The organism is uncultured Pseudoramibacter sp., assembly GCF_903789625.1.
In the GTDB taxonomy this organism is placed as follows: domain Bacteria; phylum Bacillota; class Clostridia; order Eubacteriales; family Eubacteriaceae; genus Pseudoramibacter; species Pseudoramibacter fermentans.
The window spans coordinates 1-21,013 of sequence record NZ_CAIFFF010000007.1; the positions used below are offsets into that span (position 1 = coordinate 1).

The following is a 21,013-nucleotide window of genomic DNA, read 5'->3' on the forward strand; positions in this document are numbered from 1 at the left end:
TTAAAGGCTTATAGCCTTAGAGCGAGCCACCCGTTTTACGGGTGGTCGCGACTTTTAAGTGGAAAGGGAGAGAGGCAGTGATTTACACACCGATGACGAAAAAAGCGATGGTGCTGATGTTTCAAGTGCACCAAAACCAGCGGGATAAGGGCGGTGTGCCCTACGTCTTTCACCCGTGGCACGTCGCGGAACAGATGAGCGACGAAATTGCGACGACGGTGGCGCTGCTTCACGATGTCGTAGAGGATGGCGCGGTGAGCTTGGATGATTTAAGAAAATCAGGTTATCCAGAGACTGTCGTCGATGCGGTGGCGCTGTTGACCCGTCAGAAGGGACAGGGTTATTTTGACTACATTGAAAAATTGGCGCCCAATGCGGCTGCCAGGCGCGTGAAGCTCGCCGATTTGGCCCACAATCAGGACCTCACCCGCCTCGAAAAAGCAGACGCTGCGGCAAAGAAACGCGTCGAAAAATACCGTAAAGCGCAGCATTATCTCGAACAATTTGAGAAAAATAATCCGATTCAATAATATTTTTATCGCTTGATCTTAACGGCCCGACGACAGCGCCGTTAAGATCCTTTTTTATTTTGCGCCTCGAAAAGCTCAAAGAAATGATAGGCGTTTTGGGAAATCGGCGCGTTTTTCCGCCGAACTAGGCGCAGCTCCGAGTCCAGTGCCGGCGTCTCAAGGGGCGCTGCCTTTAAATCTGAGAAAGATGTCGCGATGGAAAGGGGCACCAGCGCTACGCCAATTCCAGAGGCGGCCCACTGGAGTGATGTTCGCGCGTCGTCGTTGATGCAGACGATATTCGGGACGATCTGGGCCTGTTGAAAAACCTGACGGATCGCGTTTTCCCACCTTCTGTAGAGGATCAGCGGACAATCGCCCAGGTCTTCGATTTTGATTTGGGAGCACGCTTTCAAATGATCGGCAAAAAATTTAGAGGTCGCGACGGCGGCAAAAGGATCCTTTCTCAACGTTAAGGCTTCCAGATCTTGGCGATGGTAGGGGGTGCGGATGACCGCGAGCTCAATGCGGCTGTTGTCGAGCTGGGCGAGCAGGTCAAAGGTATTGCTTTCCAACACATCGAAGACGACGCCGGGGTAGTGCCGATGAAAAGTCTGAATGCCGTCGAAAAGCTCTTTTGAAGCGCAGGAAGAGATCAGCCCGATGCGGATGGAGCCCTGCTTGCCGGTGCGCAGATTCTGCATTTCCGCCTCGGCGGCCTTTTCCATCGACAGAATTTGAACGGCGTGGTGGTACAACAGGCGGCCGGCCTCGGTCAGGGTGATGTGGCGGGCGCCCCGCTCGAAGAGTGTGACGCCGCATTCTGCTTCCAACGCCTTGATTTGCGTGGACAGCGGTGGCTGAGAAATGTGAAGCTTGCGCGCTGCCTCTGAGATCGTCCCATTGTCGACGACCGCGGTAAAATATTGGAGCTGACGGATATCCATAATGCCTCCTTATATACGTAATTAATATGGTTATTAAATCTTTCAATATTATTCATATACTTTGTTTCATGATATCATAAAACCATGAAAGGAAGGGAATCCAATGAAGAAATTGTTCGCGTATTTGAAAGATTATCGTCGGGATGCGATTTTGGCGCCGACCTTTAAATTACTGGAGGCGTTTTTTGATCTGCTGGTGCCGCTGGTTGTGGCCAAAATCATCGACGTGGGCATCGCTCAAGATAATCACACCTATATTGTACACATGGTCATCGTAATGCTGATTTTGGCCGTGGCGGGTCTGGCGAGCAGCATCACCGCGCAGTTTTTTGCGGCGCGGTCCAGCGTCGGCTGTGTGACCGACATGCGTCAGGGACTGTTTGACCACATTCAAAAATTTTCCTACAGCGAATTGGACCAGGTCGGCACAGATACGCTGATCACGCGTATGACCAGCGATATGCAGCAGGTTCAAAACGGGTTGAACATGGCACTCAGACTTCTGCTTAGGAGCCCGATCGTCGTGCTGGGCTCGATGATCATGGCCTTTACGATCGATGTGAAATGCGCCCTGGTCTTTGTCGTGGCCATTCCGATTTTGAGTCTGGTTGTCTTTGGCATTATGCGCGTTTCGATTCCGATGTTCCGCCGCGTTCAGAAAAAGCTGGACCGGCTCCTCGGCAGCACCCGTGAAAATTTGACCGGTGTGCGCGTGGTGAGGGCCTTTGGCCAGGAAAAGGATGCGGTCAAGGCCTTTGACGATAACAACGACGCGCTGACGCGCTGGAATGAAAAGGTTGGCAGATGGTCGGCGGCGCTCAATCCGTTAACCTACGCCATTGTCAATATCGCGACGATTGTGCTGATTCAGGTAGGCGCGATCCGCGTCAACATGGGCGGCATTCAACAGGGCCAGGTCGTCGCGCTGTACAATTATATGGCGCAGATGATCATCGAATTGATCAAGTTGGCGCAGTTGATCGTGCTGATTAACCGTTCCATCGCCTGCGCCGAACGGATCCAATCGGTTTTTGAAATCAAACCGGGTATGGCTTTCCCGAAGGATTGGGCAGACGGCACAGATGCGAACGATACAGCGGTGGTCTTCGATCACGTGACCTTTACCTACGAAAACGGCGGGGCGCCGGCTTTGAGTGACATCAGCTTTAAGGCGAAAAAAGGCGAAACCGTCGGGATTATCGGCGGGACAGGCTCCGGCAAATCGACGCTTGTAAGCTTGATTCCGCGGTTTTACGACGCGGGAGACGGCGCGGTGACGGTGTTCGGGGAAGACGTTCGGGATTACCCCAAAGGGAAGCTCAACGAAAAAATCGGCTTTGTGCCCCAGCGCGTCACGTTATTTGAAGGCTCCATCCGAGATAATTTGAGCTGGGGGAAAGCGGATGCGGACAGCGACGAAATGAACCGCGCCCTCGCGACGGCTCAAGTGAAGGATGTGGTCGATCAAAAGCCAGAGGGCCTCGATTTTCACCTTCAGCAGAACGGACACAACCTTTCCGGCGGTCAGCGGCAGCGTCTGACAATTGCGCGGGCATTGGTGAGAAAGCCTGAGATTTTAATCATGGACGACAGCGCCAGCGCGTTGGATTTTGCGACGGACGCGGCCCTTCGCCAGGCCATTCACAGCCTGCACCGCGACATGACGGTGTTTATTGTCTCTCAGCGGACGGCCAGCGTCATGAGCGCCGATCAGATTCTCGTTTTGGATCAAGGACAGCTTGTCGGGCAGGGCACGCACGAAGAACTGCTCGCGCACAATCAGGTTTATCAGGAAATTTATTACTCGCAATTCCCGAAAGAAGACGGCGCGGATAACGCCACAGCACAGGAGGCATGATCAGATGAAAAAGAAGAATCAAGATTCGAAGAGCTGGCAGACGCTCAAGGAAGTGCTGAATTATGTGGCGCGCTACAAGGTGCTGCTCATTTTGTCCCTGGTGACGGCGGCGGTGAGCGTCGTGCTTCAGCTTTACATTCCTATTTTGTTTGGCCGGATGATCGACGGCATTATTGGCAAAGGACACGTCAAATTCGCACTGATCGCCCATATCGCCGTGCGCGTCGGGGTGGCTGTGCTCATCGCCAGCGCGGCGACTTGGATCATGAATTTGGTCAACAATAAATTGTCCTACGGTGTGGTTCGGGACATTCGGGCCCGGGCGATCCGCCAAATTCAGGACCTGCCGTTGTCTTATCTTGACAGCCACCCGTCCGGCGACATTGTCAGCCGGGTCATCACTGACGTGGATCAGCTTTCAGACGGCCTGCTCCTCGGGCTGACGCAGCTGTTCTCCGGCATTGTGATGATCGCAGTGACCATTGGCTTCATGCTCAGCATCAACGTGCCGATTACGCTTTTTGTCGTCGCGATGACGCCGGTCAGCTTTCTCGTGGCGCGGTTTATCGCGTCCCGCTCCTTTACGATGTTCAGAAATGTGAGCGACACGCGGGGACGCCAAACTTCGCTGATCGAAGAATTGATCGGCGGTGAAAAGGTGGTGAAGGCCTTCGGGTACGAAAAACGGGGATCGGCCCGTTTCGCCGAAGTCAACCGAGAAATGCAGCAATACAGCCAGCAGGCCGTTTTTTACTCGAGCCTGACCAATCCGTCCACCCGCTTTGTCAACGGCATCATTTACGCCTTTGTGGCCTTAATCGGTGCGTTTACCGTGCCGGGCGGGGCACTGACAGTCGGCGGACTGGCGGCCCTTCTGACTTACGCGAACCAGTACATGAAACCCTTCAACGACATCTCGAGCGTCGTAACCGAATTTCAAAACGCCCTTGCCTGCGCGGCCCGGGTTCTTGAATTTATCGACGCCCCGCCTCAAACGCCGGACCCGGAAAAGGCCCTGCCGAAGGCATCGGGGAAAATCGATATCAATAATTTGTATTTCAGCTACGATCCGTCCAAAAAATTGATTCAGGATTTTTCCCTTCAGGCGAAGCCCGGCACGCGTATCGCTATTGTCGGGCCGACCGGCTGCGGTAAAACGACGCTGATCAATTTATTGATGCGCTTTTACGACGCGGACAGCGGCACCATCGCGATCGACGATCAAAACGTGTACGCGGTTTCCAGATCGTCCCTCAGACAGAATTTCGGCATGGTGCTTCAGGACACCTGGCTGATGCACGGCACCGTTCGGGACAACATCGCCTTTGGCAAACCGGACGCGTCAGATGACGAAATCTGGCAGGTCGCGGCGGCGTCTCATTGCGATACCTTTATTCATCAGATGCCGAAGGGGCTGGATACGGTCATTGACGACGGCGACCTCAGCCAAGGGCAGAAGCAGCTGCTCTGCATCGCTAGAGTCATGCTGGTCGATCCCCCGATGCTGATTCTCGACGAAGCCACGTCCAACATCGACACCCGTACAGAGCTCAAGATTCAGGCGGCCTTCGACAAATTGATGACGGGCAAGACCAGTTTCATTGTCGCGCACCGGCTGTCGACGATCCGCGACGCGGACATCATTCTTGTGATGCGGGACGGCCAAATCGTCGAGCAGGGCAATCACAAAAGCCTGCTCGCGAAAAACGGTTTTTACGCCAAGCTCTACAACGCGCAGTTTGAATTGACAAAATAACATAAAAGATATCCCTTTTTCGTGAATCGTGATGATTTTTACGAAAAGGGGATTTTTTATGATTTTGACATTTCGTCTCGAGTATGCGCTGAGCGCAATCTGCTTTTACGATTTGATATTGTACTTTTTAGAAAAACCGCCGTAAAATTGAATTATCAAATAAAAATTAATAATGAGTAAGAGGACAATGCAATGAATTCTAAAAAGCAGATATCGGCTGTTTTCTGCAGTCTATTTCTTTGTGCGGGCGTTTTGGCCGGATGCGGGGCACAGTCTGCGGCAAATGGCGCGTCGTCGAGCCGTTCGGCATCTTCTGGCGGTTCGGGAAGCGCTGGTCATTACACGCGTGCGACTAAAATTGACACGGTGAGAAATGATGCGGCTTTTGACGGGTACGGGCGGCTGATGTTCCCGGTTCAGACAAGTTTTATGAGCGGCAGTACGCTGGGGACGCTGCGGCTGACCTGGTACAACCATATGAATCCAGACAAAACGGTCGAGATTGCCAATTATTTTTACGATCAGGTACAGGACGGACGGACCATTTTCTACAATATCAAGACCAACGGCACAGACGCCGAGATCGAGGTATTTAGAGGCCTTCACCACGGGTTTGGTCTTGGAGAAGGCACAGTGGCTGAAGGCTGGGTTGATCATGCGGTCGCGTTCTGGCAGAGGCATATGACGACAAGGGACATCACGCAGCGCATATAGTAGACGGCAGCAGGAATAGGCGCTTCTTATAAAATGGCAATTGATAAGGGCCTTAAGCAAAATAATAATAGGGTCAATCAGGTCAGATTGGCCTTTTTGCCGAAAGACTGACCTTAAAAAATGAGTGCGGATTGAATCTTTTACCGAGGAATTTAATGGGCGATAATAGAGGCAGACTAAGAGAGACAAAGGAGCAACTTATGAAAAATACGAAATTACACGATTTAGTCATCACAGCTGCTTTTATTGCGCTGACCTATGTATTTACCTTTATTAATGTACGTCTGCCGATTGCCGCTAATGGCGGACTGGTCCATTTGGGCAATATTCCTCTTTTCATCGGTGCGATTATTTTCGGTAAACGCGTCGGTGGCTTGGCCGGCGGCGTCGGTATGGGACTTTTCGACCTGCTGGGCGGCTGGACAGCCTGGGCACCCTTTACCTTTGTGATTTGCGGTTTGATGGGCATTGCGGTTGGCGCGATTTGCGAAAATCATCACGATTATCTCCACTACGTGCTGGCGCTTATTGCCGCCTGCGCGATTAAAATCGTCGGCTACTACATCGCCGAAGGTATTATTTACGGCAACTGGGTCGCACCGGTTTCTTCGATTCCGGGCAATCTCGTTCAGGTCGGCCTCGGCGCCGCAGTGACCTTGGCCGTTGTGGACCGTCTGTACAAACTGGCCAATCATATGGGCCTGACCCATCATAAAAAGAGCCAGCAGCCCGCGTAATAGAAGATTTGAAATTCTAGAAAAATAAAAATGCAGTGGATCGCAGAACGCAATCCACTGCATTTTTTTATCGCGGCGATAAAACGGTGTTGGCAACGAGCTGGGTGTTAAATTCGGCGTCATTGGTGAGGTTGATGACGGTGCACTGCCCGGCCATCGCTTCGGTTTGTTTTTTGGCTTCAGTGGACAGCAGGCAGTGGATCGCGCCAGAGCCCGCGCCATTGCCGACGGGGACGATTTTCATCCGACCGGTCGGGAGAAGGCCGATCTTTTGCGCGGAGGTGACCGAAATATAATTGCCGAAAGCGCCGGCGAGATAAATCGTGTCAATATCCTCGATGGAAAGGGACGCCGCTTTTAACAGCAGGTCGACGGCGGTTTGAATCGCAGCTTTGGCCAATTGGATCGCGCGGATGTCTTTTTGAGAAAGCACGACCGCTGGAGCCCCGTTGTTTTCTTCCGAGGTGAGCAGCACGAACTGCCGAATTTTTCCCGAGCGGATCAAGCGGCTGCCATTGGGGTGCGCTGCGGCGGCTTCGTCTGAGATGAAGCTGCCGTCAGGTTTGATAAGACCGCTGTCCAGCAGCGCCGCGATCGTGTCAATCACGCCCGAACCGCAGAGTCCGGTGGCCGGCGGATCGCCGATCATTTGGCAGTGAAAGCGCTTTGTGCCCGGGTCGTAGACGGTTTTTTCGATTGCGCCGTCAGCCGCGCGCATGCCCATCGTGAGGCCGTCCCCTTCAAGCGCCGGCCCGCAGGGGGCGGAGCAGACGGTATAATGGCCGTTTTGCCCGACGGCGATTTCCGCGTTCGTCCCGAGGTCGATGACGAGGCGGGTTTCATTTCGTCGGGGCAGCGCCGCGAGCAATGCACTGGTGTCTGAACCGATGTAAGATGTGATCGGCGGCAGCAGCGTCAGCTGAGCGGCCGGGTGAAGGTCGAGTTGCCAGCGGCTGGCCGGCCCTTCGATTGGGGCGTCGATTTGCGAGATAAAGGGCGCTGTGCCGAGGAATTTGGGAGAGACGCCGGCGAGCAGGTGCAGCATCGTCGTGTTGCCGCAGCAGACGACGGAAATGATCTGATGCTTGTCCAGAGATCCGCCTTTCTGACAAAGTTCCTGGATCAAATTGGCAAGGGTTTCGCAGACCGCGTCGTTGAGGGCCGTAAGCTTGCCGTCATCGGCAGCTGCGATTCGAGAGATGACGTCGGCGCCGTAAGCGGCCTGTCGGTTTTTAGCGGAGGCTGTTGCGCACAGATCTCCGCTTTCGAGGTTGTACAGGTAGCCGACGACAGTGGTCGTGCCGACGTCAAAGGCGGCGCCGTATTCAGGAAATCCGTCCGTTTCTGGGGTGACGCCTAGGAGTGTGCCGGATCGGGCGACAAAGGCGGACGGGTCGGTTTCGTGCACGGCCGCGATGACGTCGACGATCGGAACGGGGGTTTTGCGCACCGCCTCAAAGCCGGCAATTAAAATATCGGGATTGCCGCAGGTCAAATCGAGGGGCAGCACCGCGTTGATGGAGCCGAGGAAGGCGTTAGCGTTTTGAAGATTAAGGCTTTCGAAGCTGACAGGAAAACAACGGACCGGCGGATCCAGAATCAGCGGGTCAAAATCGACGTGACGGTCGAGAATCTGCTGACGAGCTTCGGCGCCGGTCAGAATTTCCATTTCGTCAAAAACGGGATATTGGCAGGCCAGCACTTCCAGCGTGATGCCGTGATTTTTGATGAGAATCTTGCACTGCCCGCAGCGCCCCGTCCCGCCGCAGACCAGATCGAGGGGATGGCCGGCTCTGGCGCAGGCCTCTGCGACGGTTTCGCGGGTGTCTAAGCATTCAAGATCGAGATGTTCGTTGGGAAAATGGATCATAAAGAAGACCTTTCGTGTGGATTTTATTTCAGTTTATCATAAACAGGCACAAAAAAATACAGCTCCGTCCTATTGGGACAAAGCTGTAAAAGCGTTCAGCCTTTGTTTACGCGACAGAAGGCTGCGGCAGGGACACTGTCTCAGGCGCAGCTTCTTCAGAGGCTGAGAGGTCCTGCATGTTTCTTAGGCACAATCCGATGGTTGAGGCGTTGTGCAGCACCGCGCCGATTCTCGGCACAATCAGGCCGCTGATGCCGAAGACCAGGATCGCGCCGTTTAAGACGTTGCCGATGACGTAGGTCGAATGCATACGCTTCATCAGCTTGTCTGAGAGTCTTCTCAGATTGACCAGCTGGTTCAGGTCGGAGCCTGAGATCGTGACGTCAGCAATTTCCTGAGCGATGTCGGCCCCTTCTTTAATGGCGATGCCGACGTCGGCAGCGGAGAGGGCCGGCGAATCGTTGATGCCGTCGCCAATCATGATGACCTTTTCGCCCCGGTCCTTGATCTTTTCGACGTAATGGGCCTTATCTTCCGGCAGCACTTCGGAGTAATATTCCGTGATGCCGGCCTGGGCAGCGATGGCCTTCGCCGTCTTTTCGCTGTCGCCTGTCATCATGACAATGTTCTTAAAGCCAGCGGCCTTGAGATCACGAATGACGTCCGGTGTGTTTTCCTTGATCGGGTCAGAGATGGCAATGACCGCGACGAGTTTGCCGCCGATGGCCATGTAAAGGTGAGAGTATTCCGCGGGAATTTCACCTAGGCGCGCCCGGTCGGCTTCGCTTTCAAAGGTGACCCCTTCATCTTCAAAGACGAAATGGTAGGAGCCGATGACGACGCGGTCTTCGCCGATATTAGATGCGATGCCGTGGGCGACAATGTATTCAGCCTTGGTTTTGATGTCGTAATGTGAAAGGCCTCTTTCCTTCGCAGCGCGAACCACAGCGTTGGCCAGGGAGTGCGGGAACTGTTCTTCGAGACAGGCCGCGATGCGCAGCATTTCGTCGGGATCCTGCCCGTCGAAGGTGACAATCTCTTGAACGACCGGTGTCGCCCGCGTCAGCGTTCCAGTTTTGTCGAAGACAATGGTGTCGGCTTCAGAGATGGCTTCGAGGAATTTGCCGCCCTTGACGGTAATGTCGTGCTTGCCGGCTTCGCGCATGGCTGAAAGCACGGCGATAGGCATGGCCACCTCGACTGCGCACGAGAAGTCTGCCATCAAAACAGACGCAGCTTTCATTACGTTGCGGGTCAGCACAAAGGCGAGCAGTGACGCGCCAAAGGTCCAGGGGACCAGGCGGTCGGCGACAGACACGGCTTTCATTTGAGTCAATGCCGCGAGGTTTTCGGAATTTTCAATCATATTGACGATTTTGTCGTACCGGGTTTCGCCAGAGGAGGAACGGACCTCGACGATGAGTTCGCCCTCTTCGAGCACCGTTCCGGCGTAGACGATGACCCCGTCGTGCTTGCGCACCGCCAGCGGTTCGCCCGTCAGTGCGGCCTGATTGACCATCGCTTCACCGGAAACGACCTTCCCGTCGAGGGGGATCATATTGCCCATCGTGACCTTGAAGCGGTCGCCGTTGTGCATATGGTTCAGGGAAACTTGCGACACAGTGCCGTCGTCCGCGACTTTCCAGACCTTTTCGACGTTGAGAGATAGAGACTGCGCTAAATCGTCGACCGACTTTTTGTACGTCCATTCTTCGAGAATGTCGCCGATTTCGGTCAGGAAGACGACCGACGCTGCGGTATCGAATTCGCCGGTCAGCAGTGCAGCGAGAACGGCCGCCGCGTGGATGATTTCCGCAGAAACGTTTTTGTTGAACAAATCCTTTAGGCCGCGCCAGACAAAGGGAACGGCTTGATAGATGGTCACAGCGGTGCGGATCGGCAGCGGGAGGAAGAGCCATTTCCCGATTCGAAGCATAACCTTGTTGAGAATTTTATTCTTGTACATTTCGTTTGTGGCTCTGGCCGAAATGGTCGGCACGTTGTCCTGCAGCGCCGGGTCAGAAAGGTCCATATCGGAAATGTAATCGAGAATGGCCGATTCAACGCCGACGTAGCGCACAGCGAGCTGTGCCGTGCGCTGATAAACTTTTACATTTTCGATGCCGGGCAGCTCGATCAATGTGTAGTAGAGAACGTCCGCTTCGGTTTCACTCAGACGCCGCTGCATCAAATCCAAATGAAACCGATTGGGCGTTCGCTGAATAATGCGATAAATCAAAACAGCATCCTTTCAGAATACGCAAAATACAGACTTACGCGTCAGCGTTTTGATTTTCTTCTTCTACAATTTTTTCGTAGGCTGGTTTTATCGCTTCGTATTCAGCTTTGATTTTTTCGCGGTAATTTTCATCCTTTTTGGTGAAATGTTTTTCTTTGATGACATCCGCTTCTGCGGCCGCGTTGCTGCAGCTGGCCTGGCATTTTTCAAAGCCGTCTTTGATTGTGTTGCCTGCGATTTTGGCACCGGCAATGATGTGCACGCCCGCAGATTTTGCTGCTTTCGTTTTAAGGAATTTGCCGCCAAAAGCACCAACTAAGATGCCGCCGCCGATTTTTAAAATATTGGATTTTACTGACATGAGATTGACCTCCTAAATTTAAAACATGAACGTATGCTCATTTATTGGTTTCATTATACCCCCATAGGTATAATGCGTAAAGGGTAAAATGCAATACTTTTGATTATTTTTAAAGCGAAATTTGACGAATTCAAAACAAAATAGGCTTTTGAACGAAAAAAACAGCCGATTGCTCGGCTGCGAAAAGAAAAAATTTATAACAAACCGCCGATTGAAGCGATGAGCGGTGCGAAAACGAGGGAAACAATGGTCATGAGCTTGATCAGAATATTGATCGACGGGCCGGAAGTGTCTTTGAACGGATCGCCGACGGTATCGCCGACAACGGCCGCCTTGTGGGCTTCGCTGCCCTTTCCACCGTGGGCGCCCGATTCAATGTATTTCTTCGCGTTGTCCCAAGCGCCGCCGGAATTGGCCATGAAAATCGCGATGGCAACGCCGGAAACGAGTGCGCCGCAGAGCAGGCCGCCGAGGGCATCCGGGCCGAGGAGCAGGCCAATGACAATCGGGGAGGCAACGGCCATAATGCCGGGAACGAGCATCTGCTTCAGTGCAGAATTGGTCGCGATGCCGACACAGGTCTTGTAATCCGGGCGGGTCGTGCCTTCGAGGATGCCAGGCATTTCGTGGAACTGCCGTCTGACTTCTTCAATCATTTTGAACGCCGCCTTAGAAACCGAAGACATCGTGAAGGCGGAGAACAGGAACGGCAGCATGCCGCCGATGAGCAGGCCGATGGTGACGCGGTTGTTCAGAATATCGATGGATTTTAGATGGACCGCCTGCGCGTAAGAGACAAAGAGCGCGAGGGCAGTCAGTGCAGCTGAACCGATCGCAAAACCCTTGCCCATAGCCGCGGTGGTATTGCCGACGGAGTCGAGGCGGTCTGTCGTATCCCGAACCGATTCGTCCAGGTGGGACATTTCTGCGATGCCGCCTGCGTTATCGGCGATTGGGCCGTAGGCGTCGACGGCGACTGTAATCGCGGTGGTGGAAAGCATCCCGACAGCTGCGAGGGCGATGCCGTAGAGCCCTGCCGTCTGATAGGCGATAAAGATCGCGACGCAGATCAATAGAATTGGAAAAGCAGTGGACTTCATGCCGACAGCAATCCCACTGATGACGGTTGTACCGGCACCGGTTTCAGATTCTTGCGCGATTTCGCGGACGGGCTGATATTCATCAGAGGTGTAATATTCGGTGAGTAAGCCGATCAGCACACCGACGACGAGCCCGGAGACGATGGCGATCGCCTGTTTGAAGCCGCCGAAGAACAATTTACTGAGAATAAATGAAATGACGATAATGAGTCCGCTTGAGACGTAGGTCCCGGTTTGCAGCGCGCGCTGCGGATTTTTATTTCGGCTGGTGCGGACGATGAGCGTGCCGATAATGGAAGCGAGCAGCCCGAGTCCGGCTAAAAGTAGCGGAAAGACAATTCCTTTAAGCTGATACAGCACGACACCGAGGGTCAAAGCGGAAACCAGTGCACCGACGTAGGATTCGTACAGATCGGCGCCCATCCCGGCGACGTCACCGACATTGTCGCCGACGTTGTCCGCGATGACCGCTGGATTACGTGGGTCGTCTTCCGGAATACCGGCTTCGACCTTGCCGACGAGGTCCGCGCCGACGTCTGCCGCTTTGGTGTAAATGCCGCCGCCGACTCTGGCGAAAAGCGCAATCGAGGAAGCGCCGAGACTAAAGCCGGCCAGCACATCGACATTCTTTGTCAGAATGTAAATCAGACTGACACCGAAAACACCGAAGCCTGCCACGCAGAGGCCCATGACAGAACCGCCCGAAAAGGCGATTTTAAGCGCTTGTGACATCCCTTTTTCCTTGGCCGCATTGGTGGTTCTTACGTTTGCCTTTGTTGCGACATTCATGCCGAAATACCCAGCCAGCGTCGAGAACAAACCGCCGACGATGAAGCTGACAGCAGTGAGCCAGTTGCCAAGAAAGACGCCGATCAATACGAATAAGACGGCCACAAAGACGATCAGTATGCGGTATTCAGAGAATAGAAAGGCGTGGGCACCTTCACTGATCGCGGAGGCAATTTCCCGCATGCGGTCGTTGCCTGCATCCTGCTTATCGATCCACGCAGCGTAACAGAACGCGACGATTAATGCGATAAGACCAAAAATCGGAATGAGAAGTAAATAATGTGACATCAGAAAACCTCCTTTAGCACTAAATTTTACTCAATCAATGTATTACGATTACATTTATAATTCCAGCTTTATTATAACACCTTTTACAAAAAAGGCAACAACGAAATTGCAAATCATTAAGAAAAAAGCCCATCGAGAAAAGTTCTCGATGGGCAGAAGTGAAATTGAAATTAGAATTTGATGTGTCCTTCGATGTAAGCTTTAACTTGGTCGATCGGCATTCTGACTTGTTCCATGGTGTCGCGTTCGCGGACGGTTACAGAATGGTCTTCCTGGGTGTCGAAATCAACGGTAATGCAGAACGGGGTGCCGATTTCGTCCTGGCGGCGGTAGCGTTTGCCGATGCTGCCGGTCTGGTCGTAGTCGACGTTGAAGTACTGAGCGAGATCGGCGTACACAGCTTCAGCCTGATCAGCAAGCTTCTTCGAGAGCGGCAGAACAGCGGCTTTGTAGGCGGACAGGAACGGATGAATTTTCATGACCGTACGGGTATCGCCGTTTTCAAGCTCTTCGTGCTGCAGTGCATCGCAGAGGAAAGCGAGGAACATTCGGTCTGCCCCGAGTGATGGTTCGATGACGTACGGGATGTATTTTTCGTGTGAAACAGGATCCTGATAGCGCATGTCTTTGCCGGATACGTTCTGGTGCTGGGTCAAGTCGAAGTCAGTGCGGTCGGCGATGCCCCAGAGTTCGCCCCAGCCGAACGGGAATTTGTATTCCACGTCGGTTGTCGCGTTGGAGTAATGGGAGAGTTCTTCCGGAGAGTGATCGCGGAAGCGCAGATTTTCTGTGGTCATGCCGAGATCAGCCAGCCATTTTTTGCACTGATCCTTCCAATAAGCGAACCATTTTAAATCGGTTCCCGGTTCGCAGAAGAATTCAAGTTCCATCTGTTCGAATTCGCGGGTTCTGAAAATGAAGTTCCCCGGCGTGATTTCGTTTCTGAAGGATTTCCCGATCTGACCAATCCCAAATGGGACGCGTTTGCGGGTCGTCCGCTGAACATTTTTGAAGTTGACAAAAATCCCTTGGGCGGTTTCCGGTCTCAGATAGAGCTGAGAGGTGGAGTCTTCCGTGACACCCTGGAAGGTTTTGAACATCAGGTTGAACTGACGGATTTCGGTGAAGTCAGATTTTCCGCATTCTGGGCATGGAATTTCTTTTTCTTTGATGAAAGCTTCCATCTTTTCGTTGGACCAGCCGTCGACGACGACTTCTTCACCGTGCGCCTTGAAATAATCTTCGATGAGCTTGTCAGCGCGGAAGCGGGACTTGCAGTGCTTGCAGTCCATCAGCGGGTCGTTGAACCCACCGACGTGGCCAGAAGCGACCCAGGTTTTCGGGTTCATCAGTATGGCGGCATCCAAGCCGACGTTGTAGGGAGACTGCTGGACAAATTTTTTCCACCAAGCGCGTTTGACGTTATTTTTCATTTCAACGCCAATCGGGCCGTAATCCCAACTATTGGCTAGACCATCGTATATTTCCGAACCTGGAAAAACGATGCCGCGCATTTTGGCCAGACTGACGATTTCGTTCATAGTGAACTGCGACATGTGTAATCCTCCTGATTTTTACAATTCAATTTGTTAATATTTTAATATTCTATCACACTTGATCTTATTCCGCAGTTTTATTTTTTGGAAATTAGTTAATCATAGCAATTGACTCAAAATAGCGATTGTGATAAATTGCTAGATGGTTTTCTGAGATACTTTACACTATCTTTATATAGATTTTACATTTTGCTCGTGATAAAATAAAAAGAGACCATTTGCGAAATTGAATATCAATTTAATTAAATAATAAGCTGAAGGAGTGCGTATGTTTGAGATTATAGTAGGCTTGATTGGCGGGTTAGGTCTGTTCATTTACGGGATGCAGATTATGAGCAACAGCCTGAAAGTTGTTGCGGGCGATCGCATGAAGCATCTGCTCGAGGTATTGACGAGTAACCGCTTTAAAGCTATTATCTGCGGGATCGTTGTCACGATCATGGTTCAGAGCTCGAGTACGACGACGGTTATGGTGGTCGGATTTGTCAACGCATCGCTGATGAACTTAACCCAGGCGGCCGGCATTATTCTCGGGGCGAACATTGGGACGACTGTGATGGCCCAGCTCATCGCGTTCAATGTCGATGCCATCGCGCCGATTTTGATCGGAATTGGCACGGTCATGTCCGTCTTTGGGAATAAGAAAAAGACCCGGGATATCGGGACGATTTTACTGGGGATTGGGATTCTCTTCTTCGGAATTTCGACGATGAGCAGCACAATGGAACCGCTGAAGGACAATCCGGTTTTCAAGAGATGGCTCATTACCTACGGGCGCAACCCGATTTTAGGCCTTCTGATCGGGACAGTCATCACTGGGATCATGCAGAGCTCCGGCGCGACACTGGCCATGCTGCAGGCGCTGGCGATTTCCGGTATTTTCGCAGATGTATCGGGAACGGCCGCGATTCAAATTTGTATCCCGATGATGATCGGTACCAACATCGGCACCTGTGTGACGGCCCTGCTGTCTAGTATTGGGACGTCTAAAGCGGCTAAGAATGCAGCGATCATTCATTTAAGCGTGAACATTTTCGGCGCAATTTGGGTCATGACACTGCTCGCAATCTTTAATGCGGTGCTGCCGGTCAACCCGATTTATCAATTCTTAGTGGATATTTCTGGGACGATGAAAACCTCATCGGGTGCAGTGATTCCGAACGTCGCGAGACAAATCGCTATGTCTCACACGTTCTTCAACGTCGCGAACATGTTCGTGATGCTGCCGTTTATCGATAAGCTCGTGAACTTCCTGGAAACGCATATCAAGGACGACGAAGAAGAAAGCGACAAGGGACTTCAGCTGGACGACCGCCTGCTCAACAACCCAGCGGTTGCCATTGGCCAGGTCGGCAGAGAACTGGTTCACATGGCTGAAATGGCCGAAAAGAATTTGAAACTCGCGGGTAAAGCCTTGGTCGAAGGTGATGAAAAAGCGATCGAAAAGGTGTATCAGCGCGAAGACCGCATCGACGAACACGAAAAAGGGATTATCGACTTCGTGATTCGGCTCTCCAATTTAAATGTATCTCAGGAAGAAAACGACCGTCTGGCCAGTTACCTGCAAATTGCCCACGATATCGAACGCATCGGGGATCACGCAGAAAATATTGTCGAGTTAGCGGAAGATAAAATCGAAAAAGACGTTAAAATGACGGAAGCAGCCCGAAATGAACTTTTGGAACTGCTCGATCTGACCTATTCGATTGTCCAGCACGTCAAGGAAGCGCTGGACAGCGAAGACGACGCCATTTGCATGAAGATCTACGAAGAAGAAGAACGCTCCGACGATCTGACCGACGAATACAAGGACAAGCACATCAAGCGGCTTTCCGAAGGTGTATGTCAGGTGAATTCATCTGCGATCTATTTCGACCTGCTCGTCGATTTGGAACGTGTTGGCGACCACGCCGCGAACATCGCCGAACATATTCAGAGCCTGCACCCGAGAAAGCAGGTCAACGAATTGCAGGGCGTTGTCCATTAAAAAAATTAAGCAGCTTCGGCTGCTTTTTTTGTTAGAATAAATAAAACGCAAAGCAGTAAATTGTAAAGGAGTGAAATGATGCCAATCGATGGATTTTTAATCGGAACAGCGGAAAATCAAGAGGCTGGAACCGGCGTGACGGCGATCATCTGCCCGGACGGCGCCACAGCCGGTGTGGATGTCCGGGGCGGCGGCCCAGCTACCCGGGAAACGGATCTGCTGAGGCCGGAGAACATGGTCCAGGCCATCCACAGCGTGACTCTGTCCGGTGGCAGCGCCTTCGGCCTGACAGCGGCTTCGGGCGTGATGGCCGTTCTCGAGGAAAAGCACATTGGGTTTGAGACGGGATACGGCAAGGTGCCGATCGTCTGCGGTGCGTCCTTATTCGACCTGCCGGTCGGCGACGGAAAGATCAGGCCGGATATCGCAATGGGCCGGGCCGCGGCTGAAAATGCCTTTAAAAATCAGAAACTATTGTCTGGAAATGTCGGCGCGGGAACCGGCGCGACCGTCGGCAAATACCGTGGACCGGCGCGCATGATGAAAAGCGGGCAGGGCGTGAGCACAGCCGCCTTTGGGGATCTCCAAATCGGCGCGGTTGTGGCGGTTAACGCCCTCGGCGACGTGTTCGACGGCGAGTCCAAAATTGCAGGGCTGCTCGACGAATCCGGCGCACACTTTGGCAAAACGACATACGAGGAAATGCTCGAGGACGTCAAGCGGGATCATCCGATCTTTCCCGGCAACACGACCATTGCCTGCGTGATGACAAACGCGAAGCTGACCAAGGCGCAGTGCCTGAAAATCGCGTCGATCGCGCACGACGGCTACGCTCGGGCGATTTCGCCGGTACACACGTCTGGCGACGGCGACACGATTTTTGTCATGGCGTCTGGCAAAACCGAAGGGGATTTCGATGCCATTGCGGCGGTTGCAGCGGAGCAGATTCGGCTGGCCATTTTAGACGGCGTGCGCTCGGCGACGCCTTTGTTTGGCCTGAAAACCGCCGGTGAATTGAATTGACATCGCTTACCTGCGATGATAGACTAAACACAAGTATTCACTCGAAAATGATCAAAGCAAAATGGGAGGATAATATGAAAATCAAATCGGATATTGAAATTGCGCAGAGCTGTACGCCAAAGCCGATCAGCGAAATTGCCGATGCACTGAACATCGATCCGAAATACGTGGAACAGTACGGACCGATTAAGGCAAAAATTGACTACAATTATTTGACGGATCACCCAGCTGAAGACGGCAAATTGATCCTCGTGACGGCGATTAACCCGACACCAGCCGGCGAAGGCAAAACGACGACGACCATCGGCCTCGCAGATGGGATGAAAAAAATCGGGAAAAACGTCGTGGTCGCCCTTCGCGAACCGTCCCTCGGACCGGTATTTGGCATTAAAGGCGGTGCGGCCGGCGGCGGCTACGCGCAGGTCATTCCGATGGAAGACATCAACCTTCATTTCACTGGTGATTTCCACGCCATCGGTGCGGCGAACAACCTGCTGGCGGCGATGATCGACAACCACATTCACCAGGGCAATGAACTGAACATCGACCCGCGAAAAATCACCTGGAAGCGCGCGGTAGATATGAACGACCGTCAGCTGAGAAACATCGTCGACGGTCTCGGCGGAAAGAAAAACGGCGTGCCTCGCGAAGACGGCTTCGATATCACCGTCGCCTCGGAAATCATGGCGGTACTCTGCCTGGCGACGTCTATTCCGGATTTGAAGGCGCGTTTGGGCCGAATGATTATCGGCTATACCCGCGACGACAAGCCGGTTACTGCTGCAGATTTGAAGGCGCAGGGCGCGATGACAGCCCTTTTGAAGGATGCCCTCAAGCCAAATTTGGTGCAGTCTCTCGAAGGCACACCGGCCTTTATCCACGGCGGCCCGTTTGCCAACATTGCCCACGGCTGCAACAGTGTCATGGCGACGAGAATGGCCATGAACTTAGGCGATTACGCCATTACGGAAGCCGGATTCGGCGCAGACCTCGGCGCTGAAAAATTCTTTGATATCAAGTGCCGCGCGGCTGGCCTCCACCCGAGTGCTGTGGTCGTCGTCGCGACAGTCCGCGCTCTCAAACACCACGGCGGCGTTGCGGTCAAGGACCTCAACGAAGAAAACCTCGACGCCCTCAAAAAAGGCCTGCCGAACCTGCTTCAGCACGTGGCGAATATTAAGGATGTCTATCATCTGCCCTGCGTGGTGGCGATCAACGCCTTCCCGACAGACACGAAGGCAGAGCTGGATCTGGTCGAAGCGGAATGCAAGCAGCTCGGCGTCAACGCGGTCTTATCCGAAGTCTGGGCTAAAGGCGGAGAAGGCGGCATCGCACTGGCTGAAGAAGTGGTCAAGCTTTGTGAAGAACCGAACGATTTTTCATATGCCTACGACACCAACGATTCAATCGAAGATAAGCTCGATGCCATTGCCAAGAAGATTTACCACGCAGACGGCGTCGATTTGACCGCGGATGCCCGTCAGCAGATGGAACAGCTCGAAGCGCTTGGCTTTTCTAATCTGCCAATCTGCATGGCGAAAACCCAATACTCATTCTCAGACGATGCGTCTCTGCTTGGCGCGCCGAAGGGCTTTAGAATCACTGTCCGCAATATTAAGGTCTCCTCGGGCGCTGGCTTTATCGTCGCGCTGACCGGCGACATTATGACGATGCCAGGGCTACCGAAGGTGCCGGCCGCAGAAAACATCGACGTCGATGAAACCGGCAAAATCACGGGATTGTTCTAAGATGGCCGTTGAGTACACAGCAAAGGCCGTGAACGCCGGCATTCAGGAAAGCTGGCAGTCGGATTTGAAAGCCTTGGCTGACCGCGGTATCAAGCCTACTCTGGCGACAGTGCGCATCGGCCACAAGGGCGCTGACATTTCCTACGAAAAGGGTGCTACGAAAACAATGCAGAAGTATGGGATCGGCGTCAAGAACATCGTGCTGGATCCCCAGCCGTCAGAAGAGGCGGTCATTGCGCAGATCGAAGCGCTCAATCAAGATCCGACGATTCACGGCATCCTGTTGTTTCAGCCGCTGCCGGAGGGTTACGACGACAAGCGGGTCATTCAAGTGATCGATCCGAAAAAGGACGTCGACGGCGCAACCGATCAGAATCTGTCGGACACCTTGTCCGGCAGATTGGACGGCTTTGCGTACTGCGCGCCGGAGGCGGTGATGGCATTGCTCGATCATTATCAAATCGACGTGTACGGCAAGCGCGTAGTCATCATCGGGTGCGGCATTGTGGTGGGCCGCCCCTTAGCGAGCATGCTGCTCAAACGGCGCGCGACGGTGACGATGTGCAATACCGGGACCCGCGATTTGGCAGGTGTCGCCAGAGGCGCGGAGATCCTGATCGCGGCGACGGGCCGCATCCATATGGTCACAAAGGATTTCGTCAGCCCCGGGCAGATCGTCATCGACGTAGGGACAACCTTTCAGGACGGTAAGCTCTACGGCGATGTGGATCTTGATGAGGTGGCGCCGATCGTCGATGCGGTGACCCCGACGCCGGGCGGTGTCAGCGGGATCACATCTACAATTTTGGCGAAGCACGTCATTACTGCGGCAGTAAAACTTAATAAAGCGTGACGATTGGAGAATAGTTTTTGTCAGAAGAAAAAGAATTAATTCAAAGAAGCTGCGCGTCTTTTGCGGATATTCTGGCCTCAAAATCAGCGGTCCCTGGCGGCGGTGGTGCGGCGGCACTGGTCGGCGCTCTCGGGTCTGCGCTCGGAATGATGTATTTAAATTTAAGCATCGGCAAGAAAAAATACGCACAGCACGAAGCCGATTTTCAGAAAAAGGTCGAGGATCTTGGCGCCATCAAAGACGAGCTGCTGAGCTGTGTCGAAGAGGATGCGGCGGCCTTTAGGCCGCTGGCCAAGGCGTACAGCATGCCGAAAGACACAGAAGTTGAACGGGAACGCTACCGGGAAACGCTGGAAACCGCGCTGTATACGGCCTGTGGTGTCCCTGAAAAAATCATGGATTTGTGCGAAGAGGCGCTGGACGCGATCGAGGCAGTCGCCGGAAAGGGCAGCGAATTGGCGAAAAGCGACGCGGCAGCTGCGGCGATGCTCTGCATGGCGGCACTCAACGCCGCGCATTTGAATGTGCTCATTAACACGACCAGCATGTCCAATCGCGTGGAAGCAGAGGCCATCACCGACCGATGCGACAGCAAATTGATGCGCAACAATATTAAAGCCTCGGAGCTGATTGACGAGCTCCGGGATGAAATCAGACAGTCCAAATAAAGCAGGGGAT

At 53.1% G+C, this 21,013-nt stretch carries 16 protein-coding genes; 10 read left to right on the plus strand and 6 right to left on the minus strand.

Annotated elements, in window-relative coordinates; all coding sequences use genetic code 11:
- Positions 1 to 77 precede the first annotated feature (77 nt).
- A complete protein-coding gene (locus tag QZX60_RS05355) occupies positions 78 to 530 on the plus strand; it encodes a GTP pyrophosphokinase (RefSeq protein ID WP_295362123.1) in 453 nt (150 codons plus the stop codon).
- 41 nt (positions 531 to 571) lie between these two features.
- Here QZX60_RS05355 and QZX60_RS05360 read toward each other — a convergent pair whose 3' ends face one another.
- The gene (locus QZX60_RS05360) at positions 572 to 1,456 is read right to left on the minus strand and encodes a LysR family transcriptional regulator (RefSeq protein WP_295362125.1); all 885 of its coding nucleotides are present in this window, start codon (positions 1,454 to 1,456) and stop codon (positions 572 to 574) included.
- 103 nt (positions 1,457 to 1,559) lie between these two features.
- Here QZX60_RS05360 and QZX60_RS05365 point away from each other — a divergent pair, with 103 nt between their 5' ends.
- The 4 genes from QZX60_RS05365 (at position 1,560) to QZX60_RS05380 (ending at position 6,521) form a co-directional block, all read left to right on the plus strand.
- The gene (locus QZX60_RS05365) at positions 1,560 to 3,314 is read left to right on the plus strand and encodes an ABC transporter ATP-binding protein (RefSeq protein WP_295362126.1); all 1,755 of its coding nucleotides are present in this window, start codon (positions 1,560 to 1,562) and stop codon (positions 3,312 to 3,314) included.
- 4 nt (positions 3,315 to 3,318) lie between these two features.
- Positions 3,319 to 5,070 carry an ABC transporter ATP-binding protein gene (locus QZX60_RS05370; RefSeq protein WP_295362128.1) on the plus strand — a complete coding sequence of 584 codons (1,752 nt, stop codon included), beginning with the start codon at positions 3,319 to 3,321 and terminating at the stop codon, positions 5,068 to 5,070.
- A gap of 192 nt (positions 5,071 to 5,262) precedes the next feature.
- A complete protein-coding gene (locus QZX60_RS05375) occupies positions 5,263 to 5,784 on the plus strand; it encodes a hypothetical protein (RefSeq protein ID WP_295362130.1) in 522 nt (173 codons plus the stop codon).
- 200 nt (positions 5,785 to 5,984) lie between these two features.
- On the plus strand, positions 5,985 to 6,521 hold the full coding sequence (locus QZX60_RS05380) for an ECF transporter S component (RefSeq protein ID WP_295362132.1): 537 nt from the start codon (positions 5,985 to 5,987) through the stop codon (positions 6,519 to 6,521).
- A 67-nt stretch (positions 6,522 to 6,588) separates the two neighbouring features.
- Here the strand turns inward: QZX60_RS05380 and QZX60_RS05385 are convergent, their stop codons facing one another.
- The 5 genes from QZX60_RS05385 to QZX60_RS05405 form a co-directional block, all read right to left on the minus strand.
- Positions 6,589 to 8,391 carry an ASKHA domain-containing protein gene (locus QZX60_RS05385; RefSeq protein ID WP_295362134.1) on the minus strand — a complete coding sequence of 601 codons (1,803 nt, stop codon included), beginning with the start codon at positions 8,389 to 8,391 and terminating at the stop codon, positions 6,589 to 6,591.
- 106 nt (positions 8,392 to 8,497) lie between these two features.
- Entirely contained in the window at positions 8,498 to 10,630 is a 2,133-nt protein-coding gene (locus QZX60_RS05390) for a heavy metal translocating P-type ATPase (RefSeq protein WP_363174774.1), read from the minus strand.
- A gap of 34 nt (positions 10,631 to 10,664) precedes the next feature.
- Positions 10,665 to 10,991 carry a hypothetical protein gene (locus tag QZX60_RS05395; protein WP_295362136.1) on the minus strand — a complete coding sequence of 109 codons (327 nt, stop codon included), beginning with the start codon at positions 10,989 to 10,991 and terminating at the stop codon, positions 10,665 to 10,667.
- 194 nt (positions 10,992 to 11,185) lie between these two features.
- The gene (locus QZX60_RS05400; RefSeq protein WP_295362138.1) at positions 11,186 to 13,168 is read right to left on the minus strand and encodes a sodium-translocating pyrophosphatase; all 1,983 of its coding nucleotides are present in this window, start codon (positions 13,166 to 13,168) and stop codon (positions 11,186 to 11,188) included.
- A gap of 170 nt (positions 13,169 to 13,338) precedes the next feature.
- On the minus strand, positions 13,339 to 14,724 hold the full coding sequence (locus QZX60_RS05405) for a glycine--tRNA ligase (protein ID WP_295362140.1): 1,386 nt from the start codon (positions 14,722 to 14,724) through the stop codon (positions 13,339 to 13,341).
- A gap of 268 nt (positions 14,725 to 14,992) precedes the next feature.
- Here QZX60_RS05405 and QZX60_RS05410 point away from each other — a divergent pair, with 268 nt between their 5' ends.
- The 5 genes from QZX60_RS05410 (at position 14,993) to QZX60_RS05430 (ending at position 21,003) form a co-directional block, all read left to right on the plus strand.
- On the plus strand, positions 14,993 to 16,711 hold the full coding sequence (locus tag QZX60_RS05410; RefSeq protein ID WP_295362142.1) for a Na/Pi cotransporter family protein: 1,719 nt from the start codon (positions 14,993 to 14,995) through the stop codon (positions 16,709 to 16,711).
- 78 nt (positions 16,712 to 16,789) lie between these two features.
- On the plus strand, positions 16,790 to 17,734 hold the full coding sequence (locus tag QZX60_RS05415; protein WP_295362144.1) for a P1 family peptidase: 945 nt from the start codon (positions 16,790 to 16,792) through the stop codon (positions 17,732 to 17,734).
- A gap of 74 nt (positions 17,735 to 17,808) precedes the next feature.
- On the plus strand, positions 17,809 to 19,482 hold the full coding sequence (locus tag QZX60_RS05420; RefSeq protein ID WP_295362146.1) for a formate--tetrahydrofolate ligase: 1,674 nt from the start codon (positions 17,809 to 17,811) through the stop codon (positions 19,480 to 19,482).
- Positions 19,451 to 20,335 (plus strand): bifunctional 5,10-methylenetetrahydrofolate dehydrogenase/5,10-methenyltetrahydrofolate cyclohydrolase, encoded by an 885-nt coding sequence (locus tag QZX60_RS05425; protein WP_295362147.1) that lies wholly within the window; start codon positions 19,451 to 19,453, stop codon positions 20,333 to 20,335. Before QZX60_RS05420 ends, QZX60_RS05425 begins: the two co-directional genes overlap by 32 nt.
- A 17-nt stretch (positions 20,336 to 20,352) precedes the next feature.
- Positions 20,353 to 21,003: a cyclodeaminase/cyclohydrolase family protein gene (locus tag QZX60_RS05430; RefSeq protein WP_295362149.1), complete on the plus strand. Its 651-nt coding sequence runs from the start codon at positions 20,353 to 20,355 to the stop codon at positions 21,001 to 21,003.
- Positions 21,004 to 21,013: the final 10 nt, after the last annotated feature.